General features: G+C 69.0%; 19 protein-coding genes. 9 read left to right on the forward strand and 10 right to left on the reverse strand.

All coding sequences use genetic code 11. The features are described 5' to 3' along the window. Positions 1–132 precede the first annotated feature (132 nt). Genes C4N9_RS13370 through C4N9_RS13380 form a run of 3 tightly spaced genes read right to left on the reverse strand, consistent with a single transcriptional unit; the run spans position 133 to position 1977 of the window. Positions 133–534, reverse strand: a complete 402-nt coding sequence (locus C4N9_RS13370) for a DUF1801 domain-containing protein (RefSeq protein WP_109533828.1) — start codon at positions 532–534, stop codon at positions 133–135. Further along, positions 527–1135: a GyrI-like domain-containing protein gene (locus tag C4N9_RS13375; RefSeq protein ID WP_109533829.1), complete on the reverse strand. Its 609-nt coding sequence runs from the start codon at positions 1133–1135 to the stop codon at positions 527–529. The genes C4N9_RS13370 and C4N9_RS13375 overlap by 8 nt, the downstream gene beginning before the upstream one ends. Next, positions 1132–1977 (reverse strand): AraC family transcriptional regulator, encoded by an 846-nt coding sequence (locus tag C4N9_RS13380; protein WP_109533830.1) that lies wholly within the window; start codon positions 1975–1977, stop codon positions 1132–1134. Before C4N9_RS13380 ends, C4N9_RS13375 begins: the two co-directional genes overlap by 4 nt. A gap of 134 nt (positions 1978–2111) precedes the next feature. Between C4N9_RS13380 and C4N9_RS13385 the strand changes: the two genes are divergently transcribed. Then, the gene (locus C4N9_RS13385; protein ID WP_109533831.1) at positions 2112–4250 is read left to right on the forward strand and encodes a DEAD/DEAH box helicase; all 2139 of its coding nucleotides are present in this window, start codon (positions 2112–2114) and stop codon (positions 4248–4250) included. Positions 4251–4442: 192 nt separating this feature from the next. Here C4N9_RS13385 and C4N9_RS13390 read toward each other — a convergent pair whose 3' ends face one another. Continuing rightward, positions 4443–5429 carry a 2-hydroxyacid dehydrogenase gene (locus tag C4N9_RS13390; protein WP_109533832.1) on the reverse strand — a complete coding sequence of 329 codons (987 nt, stop codon included), beginning with the start codon at positions 5427–5429 and terminating at the stop codon, positions 4443–4445. Between the two features lie 360 nt (positions 5430–5789). On the opposite strand from C4N9_RS13390, the gene C4N9_RS13395 reads away from it, so the two are divergent. Genes C4N9_RS13395 through C4N9_RS13405 form a run of 3 tightly spaced genes read left to right on the forward strand, consistent with a single transcriptional unit; the run spans position 5790 to position 9095 of the window. After that, positions 5790–6224 (forward strand): SH3 domain-containing protein, encoded by a 435-nt coding sequence (locus C4N9_RS13395; RefSeq protein WP_245902552.1) that lies wholly within the window; start codon positions 5790–5792, stop codon positions 6222–6224. Between the two features lie 28 nt (positions 6225–6252). Then, the gene (locus C4N9_RS13400; RefSeq protein ID WP_109533834.1) at positions 6253–8352 is read left to right on the forward strand and encodes a hybrid sensor histidine kinase/response regulator; all 2100 of its coding nucleotides are present in this window, start codon (positions 6253–6255) and stop codon (positions 8350–8352) included. Next, positions 8352–9095 carry a response regulator transcription factor gene (locus C4N9_RS13405; RefSeq protein ID WP_109533835.1) on the forward strand — a complete coding sequence of 248 codons (744 nt, stop codon included), beginning with the start codon at positions 8352–8354 and terminating at the stop codon, positions 9093–9095. The genes C4N9_RS13400 and C4N9_RS13405 overlap by 1 nt, the downstream gene beginning before the upstream one ends. 207 nt (positions 9096–9302) lie before the next feature. Here C4N9_RS13405 and fliP read toward each other — a convergent pair whose 3' ends face one another. The 4 genes from fliP to fliF form a co-directional block, all read right to left on the reverse strand. Next, positions 9303–10106: a flagellar type III secretion system pore protein FliP gene (gene fliP / locus C4N9_RS13410; protein ID WP_109533836.1), complete on the reverse strand. Its 804-nt coding sequence runs from the start codon at positions 10104–10106 to the stop codon at positions 9303–9305. 266 nt (positions 10107–10372) lie between these two features. Further along, on the reverse strand, positions 10373–10606 hold the full coding sequence (locus tag C4N9_RS22295; protein ID WP_245902557.1) for a FliM/FliN family flagellar motor switch protein: 234 nt from the start codon (positions 10604–10606) through the stop codon (positions 10373–10375). 64 nt (positions 10607–10670) lie between these two features. After that, entirely contained in the window at positions 10671–11267 is a 597-nt protein-coding gene (locus C4N9_RS13420) for a FliH/SctL family protein (protein ID WP_109533838.1), read from the reverse strand. After that, entirely contained in the window at positions 11267–12847 is a 1581-nt protein-coding gene (gene fliF / locus C4N9_RS13425; RefSeq protein ID WP_109533839.1) for a flagellar basal-body MS-ring/collar protein FliF, read from the reverse strand. Before fliF ends, C4N9_RS13420 begins: the two co-directional genes overlap by 1 nt. Positions 12848–12981: 134 nt before the next feature. On the opposite strand from fliF, the gene C4N9_RS13430 reads away from it, so the two are divergent. From C4N9_RS13430 to C4N9_RS13450, 5 genes are all read left to right on the forward strand, one after another. Then, a complete protein-coding gene (locus C4N9_RS13430) occupies positions 12982–13539 on the forward strand; it encodes a flagellar basal body-associated FliL family protein (RefSeq protein ID WP_109533840.1) in 558 nt (185 codons plus the stop codon). A gap of 12 nt (positions 13540–13551) precedes the next feature. Continuing rightward, on the forward strand, positions 13552–14112 hold the full coding sequence (locus C4N9_RS22130; protein ID WP_210404035.1) for a DUF6468 domain-containing protein: 561 nt from the start codon (positions 13552–13554) through the stop codon (positions 14110–14112). Continuing rightward, positions 14112–14750 carry a MotE family protein gene (locus C4N9_RS13440; RefSeq protein WP_109533841.1) on the forward strand — a complete coding sequence of 213 codons (639 nt, stop codon included), beginning with the start codon at positions 14112–14114 and terminating at the stop codon, positions 14748–14750. Before C4N9_RS22130 ends, C4N9_RS13440 begins: the two co-directional genes overlap by 1 nt. A gap of 113 nt (positions 14751–14863) precedes the next feature. Beyond that, positions 14864–15733 (forward strand): flagellar motor stator protein MotA, encoded by an 870-nt coding sequence (gene motA, locus C4N9_RS13445; protein WP_109533842.1) that lies wholly within the window; start codon positions 14864–14866, stop codon positions 15731–15733. Continuing rightward, entirely contained in the window at positions 15733–18033 is a 2301-nt protein-coding gene (locus C4N9_RS13450) for a hypothetical protein (RefSeq protein ID WP_109533843.1), read from the forward strand. Before motA ends, C4N9_RS13450 begins: the two co-directional genes overlap by 1 nt. Here the strand turns inward: C4N9_RS13450 and C4N9_RS13455 are convergent. Together C4N9_RS13455 and paaK are read right to left on the reverse strand one after the other, a co-directional pair. Further along, positions 18023–18640, reverse strand: coding sequence for a TetR/AcrR family transcriptional regulator (locus C4N9_RS13455; protein ID WP_109533844.1), 618 nt, complete (start codon positions 18638–18640; stop codon positions 18023–18025). The two genes, C4N9_RS13450 and C4N9_RS13455, sit on opposite strands and share 11 nt — an antisense overlap. Before the next feature lie 63 nt (positions 18641–18703). After that, positions 18704–20014, reverse strand: coding sequence for a phenylacetate--CoA ligase PaaK (gene paaK, locus C4N9_RS13460; RefSeq protein ID WP_109533845.1), 1311 nt, complete (start codon positions 20012–20014; stop codon positions 18704–18706). Between the last annotated feature and the right edge of the window lies 1 nt (position 20015).

Here is a 20015-nt window from a genome sequence, read left to right on the forward strand (position 1 = left end):
GAGCGCGCGTCGGGGCAACCCGGCGCGCGCCGTCGTTTCGGGCCTTGTTGTCTGGCAACGGGGACAGATCGGATAAAGGATCTCTCAGCCCCTGATCGGCTCAAGTATCGCGACGAAAAGGTCGAAAGAGTCTTAGCGCGCATGCCATGTCAGGGCCTGCCGGATCAGGAAGCCCAGCGCCGCCTCGTCCAGCGTCTCTCCCTGCCGGAACAGTACCGCGCGCGTGCCCTCGACCCGATGCCCGGCACCGGGACCTTGCAGGAACCCGGCGATCAGCGGTGTCTGGCAATGGACATAAAGCGCGAAATCCGCCCGGTCCCGCATCGCCTTCGACGGCACACCGATACGCAGGCTCGCGCCCTTCGCGGCCAGAAAAGCGGGCTGGCCCCAGCGCAGCCCCTCGTCCAGCGCGACACCCTCTTGCGCCGCCACCCGGTGGATCAGCGCCCGCAGCGCCCGCAACCCGGCGCGCGCCGGCTCCGGTGCGGCCTCGATCGCGACGCCAACGGCATCGGTCCCGCCGCGCTTACCCATGGGCACGGACAGGCTGGCGCAGGATGGTCTTCAGCTTGTCGGGCGCCGAGCGGTTCGGGTCCGACAGGTAGATTTCGTGATGCGGCCCGCTCAACGCCATGCCCTGCGCCGCGGCCTCGTCATGGATGCGCGCGATCAGCGGCCCCTCTTCGGCATAGGGTCCGACATGCAGGGCCTGCAGGCACGTCCCCTCGGCGTATTCCTGCAACGCGACCCGTGGCAGCGCCTCCGCGACGTCGGGCTTGTCCGTGCGCCGCTTCGCCAGCGCCGCCGCGCGCAAGGTTTCGAACGCTTCCGGGTCCAGCCACCCCGGCGCGCGGATCATCATCCGCCAGCGCCAGCTTTCGCGCGCACCGCCGGGCTGGAAGACCTGCATGTCGTCGGCCCACCACAACCCTTCCAGCGGCCCGACCTTGTCCTCATGGCCCTGCGCCTTGCCCGCGAAACGCGCGCCATAGGCCAGCGCGTAAAGCGCCCCCACCGAGGCCGCGTAACCCGCGCTTTCGGGGGCGCCCTGCCCCTCGATGGCGAAGAACCGCAGCGCGGGGACCTCGACACGGTCGATCCGCCCCGCCTTGCCGCTCAGAAGCGGATCCTTCATGCCTCATCCTCCAGCGGAACGAAAATCAGCGTCTCCAGCGCATCGGGCGCGGTGTCCATGGGCGAATTCAGATACAATTCCCAGCTTGGCGCATCGCGCAAGGCCGCGCCACTCTGTGCCAGCCAGCCCCCGAACAGCCAGTCATAGGCCGCGCCCAGACCGGTATAGGGGCCGGTGAACGCCATGACCGCATGGCGCCCGCCCGCAATCTGCAGACGCTGCAACGGCTCGGGACAGGCGACATCCGCCGGCACCGCGATCGCGGCGAAGGAACGCAGATCCGCCTCGGGCGTGACCGCAGGGTCATCGTAATAGACCGCCGCCATCCCGCGCGAATGCCGCCACAGATCCCGCGCCGCCAGCTCCGCGCCCAGGACGGCATAAGTGCGGTTGATCCCGTGATAGGCGCCCCGATGCGGCAGACCGATCAGCCACCGGGGCTCTTCGTTGCGAATCTCGACCGGAAACATGGCCTGTCCTCCTTTCTGTTTCTCCAGAGCCGCCGGCAAAGCCAGTCCGCGCGCCCTGAACCGGGCCGGTGTCACGCCATAGGCCGCGCGGAACGCCCGCGAGAATCCGGCCGCCGAGGGATAGCCATGCGCGCGCCCGATCGCCGCCACCGGCGCATCCTCGCGCACCAGCGCATGCGCCGCGCCGTTAAGCCGGATGCGGCGCAAGGCCCCCGCCAGCGTCTCGCCGGTCATTGCCGCGAAGACGCGGTGAAAGTGGAACCGCGACAGCGCGGCCAGTTCGGCCATCTCGTCGAGCGAATAGCTGCGGGCCGGATCGTCGTGGATCGCGGCATAGACCCGCTTCAGCCGTTCCCGGTAATTCACCGCCATCGTCCCCTGCCTTTCCGTCCGGACCCTGCCCGCCCCTTATTTGCATGGCCGGAATTTGCCTGTCTTGCTATTCTTACCCTATACAGCGGCGTCCTTGGGGCGTATTGGGGCGCCTTCATCCAAAAGGACCTGCCATGACCGCCCTTCCTCCCCTGCCCGCCCCGCTGTCGCGCGCCCTCGCCGACAAGGGCTATGAGACACTGACGCCCGTACAGGCGGCGGTGCTGGCACCCGAGGTGGCCGGTCAGGACCTTCTGGTCTCGGCACAGACCGGCTCGGGCAAGACCGTGGCCTTCGGGCTTGCCATGGCCGACAGCCTTCTGGGCGACGCGACGATGATGCCGCCGCCCGACACCGCGCGCGCGCTGGTGATCGCGCCGACGCGCGAACTGGCGATGCAGGTGCGGCGCGAATTCGAATGGCTCTACGGCCCGGCGGGCGGCGTGATCGCGTCCTGCGTGGGCGGGATGGATGCGCGCGCCGAACGCCGCGCGCTGGAACGCGGCACGCATATCGTGGTGGGCACTCCCGGGCGCCTGCGCGACCATATCGAACGCGGCGCGCTGGACCTGTCGACCGTGGCCTCGGTCGCGCTGGACGAAGCCGACGAGATGCTCGATCTGGGCTTCCGCGAAGACCTTGAATACATCCTGCAGCAATTGCCCGAAGAGCGCCGCACGCTGCTGTTCTCGGCCACCGTCTCGCCGCAGATCGCGCGCCTTGCGCAGACCTACCAGAAAGACGCCCAGCGCATCGCCACCGAGGCCGCGCGCGAACAACATGGCGATATTTCCTACCGCGCGATGATCGTCGCGAACGAGGATGCCGAACATGCCATCGTCAACGTCCTGCGCTTCTACGAGGCGCAGAACGCGCTGGTCTTCTGCAAGACCCGGGCTGCGGTCAACCACCTGACCGCGCGGCTGCTCAATCGCGGCTTCTCGGTCGTGCCGCTGTCGGGCGAACTGGCGCAGGAAGAACGCTCGCGCGCGCTGCAGGCAATGCGCGACGGTCGGGCGCGGGTCTGCGTGGCGACCGACGTTGCGGCGCGCGGCATCGACCTGCCGGGGCTGGAACTGGTGATCCATGCCGACCTGCCGTCGAACAAGGAAACCCTGCTGCACCGGTCGGGCCGCACCGGGCGCGCGGGCCGCAAGGGCGTCAGCGTTCTGGTCGTGCCGTCCTCGGCGCGCAAGAAGACCGAGCGCCTGCTGGGCTTTGCCGGTGTCGCGGCCGAGTGGGGCCCCGCCCCCACCGCCGCCGAAGTCTCGGCCCGTGACAGCGAGCGGCTGTTGTCGGACGCCGCGCTGACCGCGCCCGAGACCGAGGACGAGGCGGCGCTGATCACCCAGCTTACCGAAAGCTTCGAGCCGCGCGCGCTGGCCGCGGCCGTGGCGCGGCTCTATCTCGGTGGCCGCTCGGCGCCCGAGGACGTGGTGCCGATCACCGCCGACGGCCCCAAACCCCGCGCCCGCGCCGAGTTCGACCGCAGCTTCTGGATCCGCCTCGGCGTCGGCCACGAACAACGCGCCGAACCGCGCTGGCTCTTGCCGATGCTGTGCCGCGCGGGCGACCTGACGAAAGCCGATATCGGCGCGATCCGGATCTACCAGGATCACACGCTGGCCCAGCTTCACGCCGATTGCGCCGACCGCTTCTGGGCGGCTGCGGGCAAGGACGGCATGCTCGAAGGCGAGGTCAGCCTCGCCGAGGCCGAAGCCCCTGCCGAGGGCGAGCGCCCCGCGCCGCGCCCGCGCCCCGAGGGCGATCGCCCCTTCAAGGGACGGCGCGACAATGACGGCGACGGCTACAAGCCGCGCGGCCCGAAACCCGAAGGCGCCCGCCCCTACAAGGCCCGCCGCGAGGACGGTGACAGCGGCTACAAGCCCCGCGCCCCGCGCCCCGAGGGTGAACGGCCCTACAAGCCGCGCCGCGAGGACGGTGACGCGCCGCGCGGCCCGCGCAGGGATTTCGACAAGAAGGATTTCGGCAAGAAGGACTTCGACAAGGGCGACCGCCCCGAGAAAGCCTCTGCGCCCAAACCCTATGGTGGGAAACCGCGTGCCGCCGACGGCGACAAGCCGCGCGGGGCGAAATACGACGCGAAGGCGAAAAAGCCGCGCACCGACGGCGCCCCCGCAAAGCCGCGCATAGACCCTGAAGCGGCCCGCAACCCCTCGGCCCGGCTGGGCAAGCCGGCGCGGAAACCGGCGGGCAAACCCGGCGCGAAGCCGTTCGCGAAACCCGGGCGTCCGTCGCGGCCAAAATCGTAAGGCGACAAGAGAGGGGGCTGTCTGCCCCCTCTTTTCCTGCGGAAAATTCACCCCCGAGGATATTTCCGGCGCAAAGATGGGCGGTTAACCAAACCCTACCGCCGCGTCTTTGTTCTGAAAATATCCCAGGGGGTCCGGGGGAGGATCCCCCGGTATCGTCGCTCACGCGAATGCCGGGCTGGAAAAATCCCGTTACAGCATTCCGGGCAGCACCTGGTCGGGCGGGCGGTGGCCGTCGGCGAAGGTCTTGATGTTCAGGATCACCTTTTCGCCCATCTCGATCCGGCCCTCCATCGTGGCCGAGCCCATATGCGGCAAGAGCACCACGTTGGGCAGCTCGCGAAGGCGCGGGTTGACCTCGGCGCCGCGCTCGTAGACGTCGAGCGCCGCGCCGGCGATATCGCCCGCGCGCAGCATCCGGGTCAGCGCGTTCTCGTCGATGACCTCGCCACGCGAGGTGTTCACGATCACCGCCGAGGGCTTCAGCAGCTTCAGCCGCCGCGCATTCATCAGGTGGAAGGTCGAGGGCGTGTGCGGACAGTTGATCGAGATCACATCCATCCGCGCGACCATCTGGTCGAGGCTCTCCCAATAGGTTGCCTCGAGCGGCTCCTCGATTTCGGGGCGCAGACGCTTGCGGTTGTGGTAGTGGATCTGCATGCCGAAGGCCTGCGCGCGCCGTGCCACGGCCTGACCGATCCGGCCCATGCCGAGGATGCCCAGCCGCTTGCCGCCGATCCGTCCGCCCAGATGCGTCATCGGCGACCAGCCGCGCCAGTCGCCCGCCTGCATCTCGGCCAGACCTTCGGGGATGCGTCGCGTCACCGCCAGCATCAGCGCCATCGCCATGTCGGCGGTATCCTCGGTCACCACGCCGGGCGTGTTGGAGACAAGGATCCCGCGCTGGCGGGCCGATTGCACGTCGATATGGTCGATCCCGGCGCCGTAATTTGCGATCAGCTTCAGCCGCTCGCCCGCGCCGCCCAGCATACTTGCGTCGATATGGTCGCACAGGGTCGGGACCAGCACGTCGGCGCGCGCCATCGCCGCAACCAGATCCTCGCGCGACATCGGCTTGTCGTCGTCGCGCAGCTCGGCGTCGAACAATTCCTTCAGCCGGGTCTCGACCGGGTCGGGCAGGCGTCGCGTCACGACAACACTCAGGCGCTTGAGGGGCATGGAAACCTCCTTGGGTCTTTCAAATCCGTCCGGCTGCTGGCAAAGTGGCGCAGAGCGAACCGAGGCACAAGCCATCCGCACGACCCTGCGCGAAATAAAATTGCGCAACCACCCGGCAACCGGGGGACAGAAAGGGCGGCCATGGCGCATCGAGACCCGCGCAAGCGGGCCGGGCAGGACAGAATGCGAAACGTATTTGCGATCGCCGTTTTGGGCGTCCTTCTGGGCGCATCGCCGCTCGGGGCCGCCAAGGCGCAAAGCCAGGCGTCCGCCGCACCGGCCCCGGACACCGCACCGGACCCCGCACCGGCCCCGGACACCGCACCGGCCCCCGCACCGGCCCCCGTGCAAAGCCAGCCGATGCCCTCCACGGGTCCGGTCACCAACCTGCCGTTGCCGCGATTCGTCTCGATCAAGACCTCGCGCGCCTTCGCAAGGCGGGGCCCCTCGGAGACCCACCGCGTCGACTGGATCTACGAGCGCCGCGACCTGCCCGTGCGCGTGACCGGCGAATTCGAACATTGGCGCCGGGTCGAGGATTCCGAGGGCGAAGGCGGCTGGGTCCATTACTCGCTGTTGTCGGGCGTTCGCACGGTCCTCGTCGTCAACGACATGGCCGCGCTGCGCAGCCGCCCGCGCCCCGAAGCGCCGCAGGTCGCCTATCTGGAAGCCGGTGTCGTCGCGCGGATCATGGAATGCGACCCCGGCTGGTGCCGCGTCAGCATCGACGGGACGCGCGGCTGGATCTCGCGCGGGGATGTCTGGGGGCTGGAACCCGGCGAAGTGCTGGACTGACCCCCCGCGCAGGCGGTAGCGTCGCGCCATGCAGGCCCCGTCCCCCTCGCCTTCCCTCTCGCCCTCGGGCGACACGTTCGAAAAGCTCACCCGTGCCGGGCTGACGCTGATCCAGCAGGCGCTGTCGATCTTCGACAGCGACCTGCGGCTGGCGGTGTGCAATCCGCGCTATCAGGAGATGTTCGGCCTGCCCGACGCGCTGGTCCGCCCCGGCGCGGCCTTCGAGGACACGATCCGCTTTCTGGTCCAGCGTGGCGAATACGGGCCACAACCCGACGAGGAAGCCGCCGTGCGCCTGCGCGTCGAGACCGCCCGCGCCTTCCGCCCGCATTACATGGAGCGCCAGCGCGCCAATGGCCGCTGGGTCTCGGTCGAGGGGGCGCCGCTGGCACAGGGCGGCTGGGTCACGGTCTATACCGACATCACCGAGATCAAGCTGCAGGAGCAATTGCTGCGCGCGCGCTCGGAAGAGCTGTCCGATCAGCTTCTGGCGCATGCCGAACGTCTGGGCATGGCCAACCGTGAACTGGCCGCGACCAATGCCGCGCTGGCCGAAACGCAGCGCGAACTGACCGAGATGGAGGCACGCACCCGGCTGGTGACCGAGATGATGCCCGCACATATCGCCCATCTCGACCGCAACCTCGTCTACACCTATTCCAACCGGCGGCTCTCGTCGCTGGTGCCGGGGCTGCCCGCGAATGTCGTGGGCATGGCCTTTGCCGAAGCGGTGGGGCCGCAGCTTGCGGCCAGCCTTCTGCCGCATATGCAGCGCGCGCTCGCGGGCGAGCCGTCGGTGCGCGAACTCAACCACGAAGACAGCGGGCGGCGCATCCGCGTGGTGATGACCCCCGACCCGCGCAATACCACGGACGACGCGGCGCGCGCAGGTAATGGCGATGGCGGCGTCTACCTGCTGACCACCGACATCACCGCCGAAACGCAGGCCCGCGCGGCGCTGCTGCAGACCCGCAAACGCGAACTGGCGGCGCAGCTGACCTCGGGGCTGGCGCATGATTTCGCCAATCTGCTGACCATCATCCTTGGCCAGCAGGACAAGCTGGCGCGGCTCCCTGACCTGCCGCCTGAGGCCGCCGACCTCGTGCGCGGCACCGTCGCGGCGGCGCGGCGCGGCGGCACGCTTCTGCGCCGGATCGGCGAGATTTCGGGCGCCCGCGCGCTCAAGCCCACGCCGACCGAGCTGGAACCGCTGCTCGACGATCTACGCATGATGGCCTCGCCGTCACTGCCCGACGGCCTGCGCTTCGAGATCGCGCTCGAACCGGGGCTGGGCCGGGTGATGCTGGACCAAGGGGCGCTTCAGGACGCGCTTCTGAACCTCGTGCTCAATGCCCGCGACGCGATTGCCGGCGCGCATCCGGACGGCACCACCGGGGGTGCGATCCTGCTCACCGCGCATCGCGTGCAGGATACATGGCTGGAACTCACCGTCGAGGATGACGGTCCCGGCTTCACGCCCGAAGCGCTGCGCCGCGGGCTCGACCCGTTCTTCACCACCAAGGGCGGCGAGGGCTCGGGGCTGGGGCTGGCCATGGTCTATGACCACGCCACGCTGGGCGGCGGCTCGGTGCGGCTGGCCAATCGCGCGGGCGGCGGCGCGCGGGTGACCTTGCGCCTGCCCCTGCGCCCCGCCGATCCCGCCGACGATCCCGCTGGTGGGCCGGATCCGTCGCAACTCGTGCTGCTGGTCGAGGACAGCCCGGAAATCCGCACCCATGTGCGCGAGATGCTGGTCGCGCTCGGCCACCGCGTGATCGAGGCCGAAACCGCCGCCGATGCGCGCGCGCTGGCGCAGCTGCCGGAAATCGGCATCGTGCTGTCCGACATCCAGCTCAAGGGCGGCGAGACGGGCCTTGCGCTGCTGGCCTCTCTCGCGCGTGAGCGGCCGGGGCTGGCGGGCGGGCTGATGACCTCGCTGCCGGCCTCGGACCCGCTGCACGGCGCCGCCGCGCGGACCTGCCCGCTTCTGGCCAAACCCTTCGACGCCCGCGATCTCGCCGCCTTCCTCCAGGGGCTTACGGGCGCGGCCAAGCCCGGTTTTCCGGGCTCCCTGCCGGCCGCCGCGGAAAGCCCCTCCTCCCCGTCCCTTCTTCCGGATTCCTCGTGATGCAGAACCAGACCGCCGGCGCCCTGCGCCCGGGCACCGACACGCCGCCCCATGTCGCGATCCTCGACGACGAGGCCGAGATCCGCCGCATCCTCGCCGATGCGCTGGGCGAGGCGGGCTTCCGCACCTCGACCTATTCGCGCGCCTCGGATTTCGAAGCGGCGCTCAAGCGCACGGCGCCCGATGTCTGCCTCGTCGATCTAGGGCTGCCCGACCGCGACGGGCTGGCGCTGGTGCACCGGCTGGCGCTGGAATCGGGCGCCACGATCATCATCATCTCGGGCCGCGCCAATACCGCCGACCGGGTGACGGGGCTGGAGCTGGGTGCCGACGACTACATCATCAAACCCTTCGAGCCCGCCGAGGTCGTGGCCCGCATCCGCGCCCGCCTGCGGAAGTCCCGCCCGGCCCCCGAAGCCAGCGCCAATCTCGCCCGCTTCAACGGCTGGGAAGCGCAGTTCGACCAGTACATGCTGGTCTCGGAAGACGGCACGCAGGTCCCGTTCAGCCATGCCGAGGGCGAGGTCCTGCGGCTGTTCCTCGATTCTCCCAAACGGCTGATCTCGCGCCACCAGATGCAGGAAAGCCTTGGCGGCGCGGCGGGCGAAAGCTTCGACCGGGCGATGGATGTCCGCATCTCGAGGCTGCGCGCGAAACTGGGTGAGGATCCGAAAAATCCCCGCCTGATCAAGACGATCTACGGCGCGGGCTACATCTTTCTTGGCGACGTGACCTGGAGCTGACCCTTCCCCCCGGCCGCGCGCGAACGGCACCCCCCGGAGGGCGCACGCCCCCTCCGGACCTCCCCGTGGATATTTTCAGAACAAAGATGGGGCCTTAACACAGCGTTAACCCTCATCTTTGCGCCGGAAATATCCTCGGGGGTGAATTGGCCGCAGGCCAAGAGGGGGCAGACAGCCCCCTTCCCCGCTTGCCACCCGCTCCGGTCTTCAGAAATACCCGCGCACCAGCGACGCCGAGACCAGCGTCCAGCCATCCGCCACGACGAAGAAGGCCAGCTTGAAGGGCAGCGAGACGATGGCGGGCGGGACCATCATCATCCCCATCGACATCAGCACCGCCGCGACCACCAGATCGATGATGAGGAAGGGCAGGAAGATCACGAAGCCGACTTCGAAAGCATGGCTCAGTTCCGACAGCAGGAACGAGGGGATCAGCACCGAAAGCGGGCCGTCGGGGCCGAAGGCGGGCGGGTCGGGGCGCAGATCGGCCAGACCCTGCCAGGTCGCGGGATCGGTCCGTGCGGCCATGAACGCGCGGAACGGCTCGATCGCGCGGATCGCGGCTTCCTCGACGCCGATCCGCCCGGCCTCCAGCGGCACCACGCCCGCCTCCCACGCGGCCATGAAGACCGGTTCCATGATGAAGTAGGTCAGGAACAGGGCCAGCGTCGTCAACAGCATCCCCGGAGGCGATTGCTGCAGGCCGACCGCCTGGCGCAGGATCGCCAGCACGGTGACGAGGAAGGGAAAGCAGGTCACCATGACCATCAGCCCGGGCACGAGGCTGAGCAGCGTCAACAGCACCAGAAGCTGCACCGAACGCACGGCAAGACTGCCGCCCTCGCCCATCGACAGCGTCAGTTCCTGCGCGGATGCCGTGCCGGGCAGAAGCGCGAAGAGCGTCAGCAGCACGGCAATGGCCGCCGGACCCGCGAGAAGCGCGAAAGGGCGCAACCGAGAATGCCCGCGTCGCAGGGCGGGTTGCGAGGGGTCGACGACCTGCGGGCGCATCGACGCAGGCGCTCGATCAGAGCGGCGCGGCAACTTTCCGGACGTGTCCGGGGCCCTCGCGGGTTCCGTGCCACGGCGCCTGCCATTCGCGCCGGGCAAGTCCGGGCAAGGGGCAGCATCCGCGACTGCCGGTGCGGAACAGGACCGGGATGCGGTTTCGCGAAAACCGGACGAGGCCGGCACTTGCCCGGCCACCAAAGTCCGGGCCGCCCGTACGGCGCCAGCCGCAGTTTCGCCGGAATGCCCGGCGCGCACCTGCGGCATGGTCACAGCCCGTTCGACAGGTCGGCCACTTCGGTCAGGCGCACGGCCATCTGGCCGGCCTGATCGTCTTCCAGCTCTTCCAGCACGCCGCGCGCGATCAGCCGGTCGCCCACGAACAGCTCGACCGGGTCCTCGACCCGCCGGTCCAGCGGCAGCACCGATTCGCGCTGCAATTTCAGCAGGTCCCGCACCAGCGGGCGGGCGCGGCCCACGGCCACCACGATCTCGATGGGCACCTGGGTAAAGGCGCTGCGGCCAAGGCCGGAGGCGCCTTGCGGAGCGCTGTCGGGGGTGTCGGTATCAGGCACTTTGACTCTCCTCGGACTGGATCTGGTAGAAACGGTCGATGGCAAGGCCGATCGCCAGCGCCGCATCGGTCAGGTCGACCCGCGTCTGCGCGGCGCCCAGCGCGAAGGATGCCTGCCCCTCGGTCAGGTCTTCGGTCTCGACGATCTCGACGGGCGGCAACAGCAGCCCCTCCATGGCATCGCGAAACGCCTTCTCGCTGCCCGGCCCGACATGCAGGGTGATCGGCGCCTCGGCCCCGGCCTGCGCCAGCGGCAGTAGCTGGTCGACGACGAGCGGCACGACCGAGGCACGCGCCATCGGCGGCAGAACCGTTTCGGCGATCGCGCGCAGAAGCGGATCGAGCGCCGAAAGCACATGACCGCGCGCTTCGTGATAGGTGAAGTTCAGTTGCTCGACCTGGCGCTCGATGGCGGCGCGGCGGGTGCTGGCCTCGGCATCGGCCTGCCGGCCGCAATCGTCCCAGCCCGCGACATAGCCTTTCTCATAGGCATTGAGCCGCAGATCCTCGAGTTCCTCGGGCGTCATCAACACGGGGCCCTCCACCGCATCGGCGGTCTCGAAGACTTCAAGACGCAGGGGCTGGGACATCAGCGGGCCTCCTCGGTTTCGTCCATCCAGGCGCGCAACACCTCGATCGTCTCATCCTGGCGCTCGGCGATGAGCTGGCGCATCCGGTCGACCGAATCCTGCGCGTCCCCCGACTCGGACCCGCCGAAATCGCCGTCGATCTCGCCCGTCAGGCCGGGCGCCATGGCGATCATCGGCGCGAAACCGGCCATGGGGTCGTCCTCGTCCTCGGCCGCCGCAGCCTGGCCGCTGCCCGAGCCGCCGCCCTTCAGGATCGGCCGCAACACGAAGAGCGCCAGCACCAGCGCCACGGCGGCCAGAGCGGCCAGCCGGATCAGTCCCATCAGGTCAAGCGCGGACAGCCAGCTTTGCACCCCCGCCGTACCCAGCTCGGTCGAGACCGGCTGGAATTCCAGCGATCTGAGCGTGATCACATCGCCGCGCGCCTCGTCGTAGCCCACGGCCGAGGCCACCAGTTCGCGCAACGCCGCCAGTTCATCGTCCGAGCGCGGCGTCCATTGTGTCTCGCCCGCGTCGTCGGTGCTGCGCACACCGTCGACGAGGACCGCCACCGTCAGGCGCCGGATCGCGCCCGGGCCGCGTTCCAGCTCGCGGCTGGTTTCGCTGACCTCCCAAGCGATCCGCTCGCGCGAGGTCTGTTCGCGCGATTCCGATCGGCCCTCCGTGCCGCCGGCCTGTCCGTCGGGCAGGTTTGACGCCACCGTCACGCCCGCACCGCCGGTATCCGAGCTGGTCTGCGTGCTTTCCTCGGTCTCTTGGCTGACCGGCACACGCGCCTCGGGGTCGATGCGTCGCTCGGTGATCGTCTCGCGGTCGGTGACGGTTTCGATATTCAGCTCGACCACGGCGCGGCCCTGCCCCACGCGCGCTTCGAGCAGGCGCTCGACATTGCGGCGCATCTGTTCGGCGCGGTCATGACCCTGCATGTCGGGGCCTTCCTCTTCGGCGACGACCATGCCGCCCGCCGAATCGATCACCGCCACGGCCTCGGGCCGCATCCCCGCCACCGCCGAGGCCACCAGATAGCGCAGGGCCTGCCCCTGCTGCGGTGACAGCGCGGGGCCGACCGGCGTCACCGTGACCGAGGCCGACATCTCGCCATCGCGCCGGAACGGTTGCGCCGCCCCCTGCGAGATATGCACCCGCGCCTGCCGGATATGCGGGCTGGCCATGATCGTGCGCGCCAGCTCGCCCTCTTTCGCGCGCCAATAGGCGGCGTCGAACATCTGCGCGGTGGTGCCGAATCCCGTCAGCCCGTCGAGCAGTTCGTAACCCGAGGACGAATTGGCCGGCAGCCCCTGCCCGGCCAGCGCCATGCGCATCTCGTCGCGCTGGGTGGCGTCCACATAGATCGCATCGCCGCGCACCTCATAGGCCACGCCGCGCTGATCGAGCGCCTGGATCACCTCGCCCGATTGCGGCCCTTCGAGCCCCGCATAGAGCAACGCCATGCCCGGGGCGGTCGCCAGTCGGGTCAGGCCAAGCACGGCGGCGAAGACCCCGATGGCGGCGAGCGCGACGATGATCCGGCGCCGGGGCTCGAGTGAATTCCAGGTCGATAGGAGCTGTTCCAAGGGCATTCCTTTGCGCGGACGTTCTGTCCCGATGCGCCGATCCTTGCCCTGACTCGATTAACAATCGGTTAGCCACCTCGTGCGAAAACGAAGCCCGGAACAGCCTCGCAATGCAGATCCGGATTCAAGGAACCTCCGCCATGGCCAGTGCAGACACGGACGCCCAAACGCCTGAGAAGAAATCCAAACTCCCGCTGATCATCGGGATCGTGCTGGCGCTTCTGGGCGCGGGCGGGGGATTCTTCGTGACCTATTCGGGGATGCTCGATTCGCTTCTGGGCGGCGAGGCCGGCGACCATGCCGCCCCGTCCGAGGACGCCCACGGCGCGCCCGCCGATACCGGCCACGGGGCGGCGGCGGCCGATGACGGCCATGGTGGCGACTCGGGCGACGGCAGTGCGGCGGGCTACGTGCCGCTCTCGCCCATCGTCGTCACGATCGGCCAGCGCGGGGAAACCCGCCACCTGCGTTTTCTGGCCCAGCTTGCCGTTGCGCCCGGCGCGGCGGGGGCCGTGACCAACCTGCTGCCGCGCATCGTCGACGTGCTCAACATCTACCTGCGCGCGCTGGATCCCTTCGAGCTTGAAGAACCCGCCGCACTGATGCGGCTGCGCGCACAGATGCTGCGCCGGGTTCAGATCGTCACCGGGCCGGGCATGGTCAACGACCTGCTCATCATGGAATTCGTCATAAACTGAGGGGCTTTTCGCATGGAATTTCTGTCTGACCTCCTGCTCGCCGCCGCGACGATCGGCGCCGCCGCCTATTGCGTCGTGCTCTCGCGCCGGCTCAAGGCGCTGGGATCGCTCGAAGGCGGGATGGGCAGCGCAATCGCGCTGCTCTCCACGCAGGTCGACGATCTTTCGCGCTCGCTTAATGCCGCGCGCGAGGCGTCGGGCAAAACGGGCGCCCGGCTCGACGCGCAGGCCGCGCGGGCCGAAACCGTGGCGCGCAAGCTCGAATTGCTGGTGGCCTCGATGCACGATCTGCCCGACGGGCCGCCGCGCGATCCGGGCGATGACGGGCAGCCACAACCGCCCCTGGGGAGCGCCGCGTCGGGGTCAAAGCCCGCCTTGTTCCGATCGACGGGCCTGCGTTCGGCGCGCCCGCCCAGCCCCTGGCCCGCCAGCGCCGGGCGCCGCGCCCCCCTGAATCAGCCGTCGGACCCGGAGGATGATGCCCATCCCGACAGTGGCGAAAAGGCCTCTGCCCCGTCGCGCGGCCGCGTCCTGCGCCGCCGCCCCAGCGCCCAGACCGCCGAGAGCCGCTGATGGGTCGCCGAACCAAAGCCGCTCCGACCGCCACCCGGCGGCGGCCCCGTCGCCGCGCCATCCGCGTCCTGCCACTGCTCGCGCTGCTCTTCGTCGCGGGCGGGACGCTGCGGCTGGTCCCGCTTGTCCCCGAAGCGCTGGCCCGCGATCCGGCAACGGATCCGACCACCGCGCAGCCGGTTCAGGCCGAGCTTCCCGCCGATCCGCAGCGCCCCCTGCGCACCAGCCCTGCAAGCGATGCCGAATTGTCGCTGCAGATCCGCGAACGCGAGCGTCAGGTTGCCGAGCGGGAAGCGCAGCTTGAGGAACGCGCGGCGCTGATGGCGGCGGCGGAAGAGCGGCTGCGCGCCCAGATCGACGCGCTGCAATCGGCGGAATCCGACCTGTCCGCAACCATGGCGCTGGCCGACCGCGCCGCCGAGGACGATATCGCCCGGCTGGTCGCCGTCTTCGGCTCGATGAAGCCCGAGGACGCGGCCGCCGTCTTCACCGAGATGGATCCCGATTTCGCAGCGGGCTTCCTCGCCCGGCTTGAGCCGCAAAGCGCGGCTGACATCCTGGCGGGGATGGAGCCGCGCCTGGCCTATACGCTCAGCGCCATCGTCGCGGGCCGCAACGCCCTGGTGCCGCGGGAGTAACCGGCGCGAAAACGCGTGGGCGAGGCGCGGAATCATGGCCGCGACCGGCCGCCGGTCAGGCTTTCTTAACGCCCTTTTGCCACCCTCGATACGCAGGAGAATCGGAGTGCGTCATGATTGGAATCATCGGCATCGTCGTCGTGTTCGTGATGGTGTTCGGGGGGTTCGTCATGGCTGGCGGGCATTTCGACATCATCCTGCACTCGCTGCCCTATGAGATGACCATGATCGGCGGCGCCGCGGTCGGTGCCTTCCTGATCGCCAATAACGGCGCAGGGGTGAAGCACACGCTCAAGGATATCGGCAAGGTGTTCAAGGGCGCGGCGTGGAAGCCGCAGGATTACCGTGAATTGCTGTGCCTTCTTTTCGAACTGATCCGCCTCGCGCGTCAGAATCCCGTCGCGCTGGAAGAGCATATCGAAGCCCCCGACAGTTCGGAGATTTTCGGCCGCTACCCCAAGGTCCTTAAAGACCACGAAGCCACCGAACTGATCTGCGACACGCTGCGCTCGATGACGCTCAGCTATGACGACCCGATGCAGGTCGAAGAAGTGCTTGACAAGCGGATGGAAGCCTCGCTCAACCACGCCATGCATTCCAGCCACGCGATGCAGACGGTGGCCGACGGGCTGCCCGCGCTGGGTATCGTCGCCGCCGTTCTGGGCGTGATCAAGACCATGGCGGCCATCGACCAGCCGCCCGAGGTGCTGGGCGGGCTCATCGGCGGCGCGCTCGTGGGCACGTTTCTGGGCGTGTTCCTCGCCTATGGTTTCGTCGGACCCTTCGCCTCGAAAATGGCGATGGTCGTGCAGGAGGACGCGCATTTCTACAAGCTTATCCGCGAGGTACTGATCGCGAACCTGCACAATCACCCCGCCAATATGTGCATCGAGGTCGGGCGCCAGAACACGCCGCACCATGTCCGGCCCAGCTATGGCGAGCTGGAAGAAGCGATGCGCGCCCTCAAGCGCGAGGCGGCGTGATGGCCCTGCGACACGCTCTCGCCTCGGCTGTCTGCCTGCTGCTCGGCGCCCCCGCCGCGGCGCAGATCGTCACGCCCTATGCAGGCGAGCACGACAGCTTCACCCGCCTCGTCGTCCCCCTCCCGCCCGGCACCGGGTGGTCGCTTGACCCCGATGGCCGGACCCGCCGCCTCACGCTTGACGCCGAAACATTGCGCCTCGGGCTCGACCGGGTCTTCCGGCGCATCCCGCGCGACCGGCTGGCCTCGGTCACGGCGGACGGCGCCACGCTCGTCCTCGAGCTGGCCTGCGACTGCCCGATCCGCGCCTGGGAAGAACGGCCGGGCCTGCTGATCCTCGACATTTCCGACGCGCCCGACCAGGGCCCTGACATCTCGCCACTGCCCGCCGTGACGCCCCGCCCCGCGCTGCCCCGGCGCCCCGATCCGCTCGCCGCCGCGCGCGCCGCCGGTGCCGCGCTGGCGCGCAGCCGCCCGGCCCTGGCCGTTGCCCCGACGCCCGCACCGACGGAACCGACCGAGGCGGACGAAGCGCTGCAAAGGCTGGGGCAGGATCTGGGCGCGATCCTGTCCACCGCGCTGGGACAGGGGCTGCTCGACCCGGCCGTCGAGGCGCCGGTTTCGGCGACGCAGGTTCTGTCCGGCCCCCCCGAAGACCCCGCCGGCTTCCCCCCCAACATGCGCATCAGCTCGGTGCTGGACCGCGCCGACCCGTCGCGAATGCCCGATCCGCCGCCGCCACAGCATTGCGCGCAAAGCGATGTGCTCGACACCATCATCGCCCGCGACGTCGGCGATTTCGATAATCGTTTCAGCGAGCTTTCCCGCGCGCTTTACGGCGAATTCGATCAGCCCGATCCGCAGGTCCTGCGCAATCTCGCGGGCCTTTACCTTGCCGCCGGCTTTGGCGCCGAGGCGCGCGCGCTCATCGATGCGGCGGAAACGCCGCTTGACGGTCAGGATTTCCTGCTGGGCATGGCCGATATCCTCGAAGACCGCTCGACCAATTCGCGCCTGCTGCTGGCGCAGAGCCTCGATTGCGGCGGCGCGGCCTCGGTGCTGGCCGTCCTTGCCGGCGCCGAACAAGACCGCATCCGCGAGCAGGCCGACAGCATCGCCCTGAGATTTCTCAATCTTCCCGATAGCTTGCAGGACATCTTCGGCCTCGACCTCGCGACCGCCCTGATCGAGGCTGGCGCGATCGACGCCGCGCGCGTGGTGGCCGAACGGCTGCAACGCTCGCCCTGGATCCCCGCCGCGCAGATCGCCCTGATCGAAGCCCGGCTCGATCAGGCACGGGGCTTGCCGCGCGATGCCATCGCGCGGCTCGACCATGCGGGGGGAACCGATCCCGACACGGTCACCACGCGGCTTGACCTTGCGCTCGACACGCAGGAACCACTCGATCCCGGCTATCTCGCTCAGGCCGAAGGGCTCGCTGCGACCGAGCGGTCGGCGGGGTCCGGTCCCGACATGATGGCGGCGGTCATTCGTCTTCACGCGCGGTCAGGCGCGCATATCGACGCGTTTGCCGCGCTCGACCGGCTGGAAACCTGGATGCCGGAAACCGGCGAAAACCGGCGCATGATTGCGGATTTGCGCGACACGGTATGGTCCGCTCTGGCCGAAACCGGCACCGACTTCGCGCTCACCGAAACGGTGCTGGCGCGGGACGACTGGCGCGATCCGGCGCTGAGCGACACGACGCGCGAAATCCTGGCCGCCCGGCTGCTGGATCTGGGTCTCGTGCTGCCGGCGCGGGACCTGACCACGGGCCCGGCAGGGCAGGCGCGGGTTCTGCAGGCCCGCGCGGCGCTGGAAACCGGCGATCCCGAAGGCGCGCTCGCGCTTCTGGGGGACGATGACAGCGCATCGGCGGCGCAGGTCCGCGCCGCGGCGATGGACCGACTGGGTGACCACGCCGCCGCCGCGCGTGCCTTTGCCGAGCTGGGGATCACCAACGCGGCCTTGCGTGCGGCGATCCTGGCAGGCGACTGGCGGCGGGTCGAAGAACTCTCGTCCGGCCAGACCGACGCCGCGACGATCGGCCCTCTTCTGGGCCGCGATCCGGGCCATGCCGAAATCGTCCTGCAACAGGAAACCACTGCTCCGGCGGGCGCGCCTGACAGCGACACCGCCCCTCCGCCGGACACCGAAAGTGACCCGCTGGCCCCGGACGCGTCGCTTGCCGCTGATCCCGGCGCCGTTTTCGACCGGCTGGGGCTGGTTCAGCGCAGCTCGACGCTGCTGAGCGAAAGCGCCCGCCTGCGCGAGGCACTTGCGCCGCTGATCACCGAGTGACGCAACCTGACCGCACGGCCGGCACCCCGTCGAGCCCGTCCAGAACCAGCGCCGTGGCGATCTGCGCGTAATCCTCGCGCGTGACCGCGCCGCCGTCGCGAAACCACATATAGACCCAGTTCAGCATCCCGAAGAGCGACATCGTCACGGGCATCAGCGTCTCGGCCGGCAGATCGGGCCGCAGGCCCGCCAACAAGACCGAGAACCGCCGCACCACCCGCCGTTCGATCGCGTGGATCTCGTCCTTCTGCTCGGGCGGCAGGGTCGGCGTGCCGTTCAGCTGGACCTTGTGGTAATTATCGGCGTCCCGGTAGCATTCCAGCACCGCGCCGACCAGAATGCGCAGCCGCTCACGCGGCGCGCGATCAGGCGCGTCGGCCTGTTCCAGCGCCGCGTCCAGCTCGGACAGATGGGTGCGGATGATGTCGAAGATCAGCGCGTCCTTGCCGGGATAATAATGGTACAACAAAGCCTTGGATACGCCCGCCGCCCGCGCGATCTGCGCCATCGACGCCTTGTCCATGCCCTGTTCGGCCAGCACATCCGCCGCGCTCGACAGAATCGCGCGCTGCTTGTCCTCAAAATCCGCCGCTCTGGTGCGCGCCATCGCCCGCCTCCCGCCTTGACCCGGACCGCGCGCCGCCCGGACGGGGCGCGCGCGGCGGGGCTGTCACTCTTTGGGCCGGTTGTCGACCACGCGTTTGGCCTTGCCTTCGGAGCGCGGCGCGCCGCCGGGTTCGTGCACGGTGATCTTGGTCGACACGCCCACCACCGACTTGATGTGATGCGCCAGTTCCCTGGCCGAGGCCGCGCGCGCCTCGGCATCCGAGGCCGCCCCGGTCGCCTCGCAATGCACGACCATGACGTCCATCCGGTCCTTGCGCGTCAGCTCGATCTGGAAATGCGGCGCAAGGCCCGCGCATTTCAGGATCTGTTCCTCGACCTGCGTGGGGAACACGTTGACGCCGCGCAGGATGATCATGTCGTCCGAGCGCCCGGTGATCTTTTCCATCCGCCGCATCGAGCGCGCGGTGCCCGGCAACAGCCGCGTCAGGTCGCGCGTGCGGTAGCGGATGATCGGCAGGCCCTCTTTCGTCAGCGTGGTAAAGACCAGCTCGCCCATCTCGCCATCGGCGACCGGCTCGCCGGTTTCGGGGGTGATGATCTCGGGATAGAAATGATCCTCCCAGATATGCAGCCCGTCCTTGGTCTCGACGCATTCATTGGCCACGCCCGGGCCCATCACCTCGGACAGGCCGTAGATGTCGACCGCATGCATGTCGAACGCGTCCTCGATCTCGCGGCGCATCGCATTGGTCCAGGGCTCGGCCCCGAAGATCCCCACCGCCAGCGAGCTCTCGCGCGGGTCGATCCCCTGCCGGTTGAACTCGTCCAGGATCGACAGCATGTAGCTGGGCGTGACCATGATCACCCGCGGCTTGAAATCCTGAATGAGCGTCACCTGCCGCTCGGTCATCCCGCCCGACACCGGCACAACCGTCGCGCCCAGCTTCTCGGCCGCGTAATGCGCGCCAAGACCGCCGGTGAACAGCCCGTAACCATAGGCCACATGCACGATATCGCCCGCGCGCCCGCCCGAGGCGCGGATCGAGCGCGCGCCCAGATCGGCCCAGGTGTCGATATCCTTCGCGGTATAGCCCACCACCGTGGGCTTCCCCGTCGTCCCCGAGGACGCATGGATGCGCGCGATCTTCTCGCGCGGGACGGCGAACATGCCGAACGGGTAATTGTCGCGCAGGTCGGTCTTCACCGTGAAGGGAAACTTGGCCAGATCCGCGAGCGTCTTCAGATCGTCGGGATGAACCCCGTGATCGTCGAAACGCTTGCGGTAAAACGGCGAATTTTCATAGGCATGGCGCAGCGACCATTTGAGACGCTCAAGCTGCAGCGCGGCGATTTCATCGCGCGAGGCGGTCTCGATCGGCTCCAGATCGCCGGGACGGGGTGACAGGTCTTCCATG

This window comes from Pararhodobacter marinus (assembly GCF_003122215.1).
Lineage (GTDB): Bacteria > Pseudomonadota > Alphaproteobacteria > Rhodobacterales > Rhodobacteraceae > Pararhodobacter > Pararhodobacter marinus.

What these genes read in the sequence shown, in the direction of transcription:
- C4N9_RS13370 (WP_109533828.1), bottom strand. Translation starts at nt 534, where the DNA reads ATGGGTAAGCGCGGCGGGACCGATGCCGTTGGCGTCGCGATCGAGGCC.
- C4N9_RS13375 (WP_109533829.1), bottom strand. Translation starts at nt 1,135, where the DNA reads ATGAAGGATCCGCTTCTGAGCGGCAAGGCGGGGCGGATCGACCGTGTC.
- C4N9_RS13380 (WP_109533830.1), bottom strand. Translation starts at nt 1,977, where the DNA reads ATGGCGGTGAATTACCGGGAACGGCTGAAGCGGGTCTATGCCGCGATC.
- C4N9_RS13385 (WP_109533831.1), top strand. Translation starts at nt 2,112, where the DNA reads ATGACCGCCCTTCCTCCCCTGCCCGCCCCGCTGTCGCGCGCCCTCGCC.
- C4N9_RS13390 (WP_109533832.1), bottom strand. Translation starts at nt 5,429, where the DNA reads ATGCCCCTCAAGCGCCTGAGTGTTGTCGTGACGCGACGCCTGCCCGAC.
- C4N9_RS13395 (WP_245902552.1), top strand. Translation starts at nt 5,790, where the DNA reads ATGCCCTCCACGGGTCCGGTCACCAACCTGCCGTTGCCGCGATTCGTC.
- C4N9_RS13400 (WP_109533834.1), top strand. Translation starts at nt 6,253, where the DNA reads ATGCAGGCCCCGTCCCCCTCGCCTTCCCTCTCGCCCTCGGGCGACACG.
- C4N9_RS13405 (WP_109533835.1), top strand. Translation starts at nt 8,352, where the DNA reads ATGCAGAACCAGACCGCCGGCGCCCTGCGCCCGGGCACCGACACGCCG.
- fliP (WP_109533836.1), bottom strand. Translation starts at nt 10,106, where the DNA reads ATGCGCCCGCAGGTCGTCGACCCCTCGCAACCCGCCCTGCGACGCGGG.
- C4N9_RS13420 (WP_109533838.1), bottom strand. Translation starts at nt 11,267, where the DNA reads ATGTCCCAGCCCCTGCGTCTTGAAGTCTTCGAGACCGCCGATGCGGTG.
- fliF (WP_109533839.1), bottom strand. Translation starts at nt 12,847, where the DNA reads ATGCCCTTGGAACAGCTCCTATCGACCTGGAATTCACTCGAGCCCCGG.
- C4N9_RS13430 (WP_109533840.1), top strand. Translation starts at nt 12,982, where the DNA reads ATGGCCAGTGCAGACACGGACGCCCAAACGCCTGAGAAGAAATCCAAA.
- C4N9_RS22130 (WP_210404035.1), top strand. Translation starts at nt 13,552, where the DNA reads ATGGAATTTCTGTCTGACCTCCTGCTCGCCGCCGCGACGATCGGCGCC.
- C4N9_RS13440 (WP_109533841.1), top strand. Translation starts at nt 14,112, where the DNA reads ATGGGTCGCCGAACCAAAGCCGCTCCGACCGCCACCCGGCGGCGGCCC.
- motA (WP_109533842.1), top strand. Translation starts at nt 14,864, where the DNA reads ATGATTGGAATCATCGGCATCGTCGTCGTGTTCGTGATGGTGTTCGGG.
- C4N9_RS13450 (WP_109533843.1), top strand. Translation starts at nt 15,733, where the DNA reads ATGGCCCTGCGACACGCTCTCGCCTCGGCTGTCTGCCTGCTGCTCGGC.
- C4N9_RS13455 (WP_109533844.1), bottom strand. Translation starts at nt 18,640, where the DNA reads ATGGCGCGCACCAGAGCGGCGGATTTTGAGGACAAGCAGCGCGCGATT.
- paaK (WP_109533845.1), bottom strand. Translation starts at nt 20,014, where the DNA reads ATGGAAGACCTGTCACCCCGTCCCGGCGATCTGGAGCCGATCGAGACC.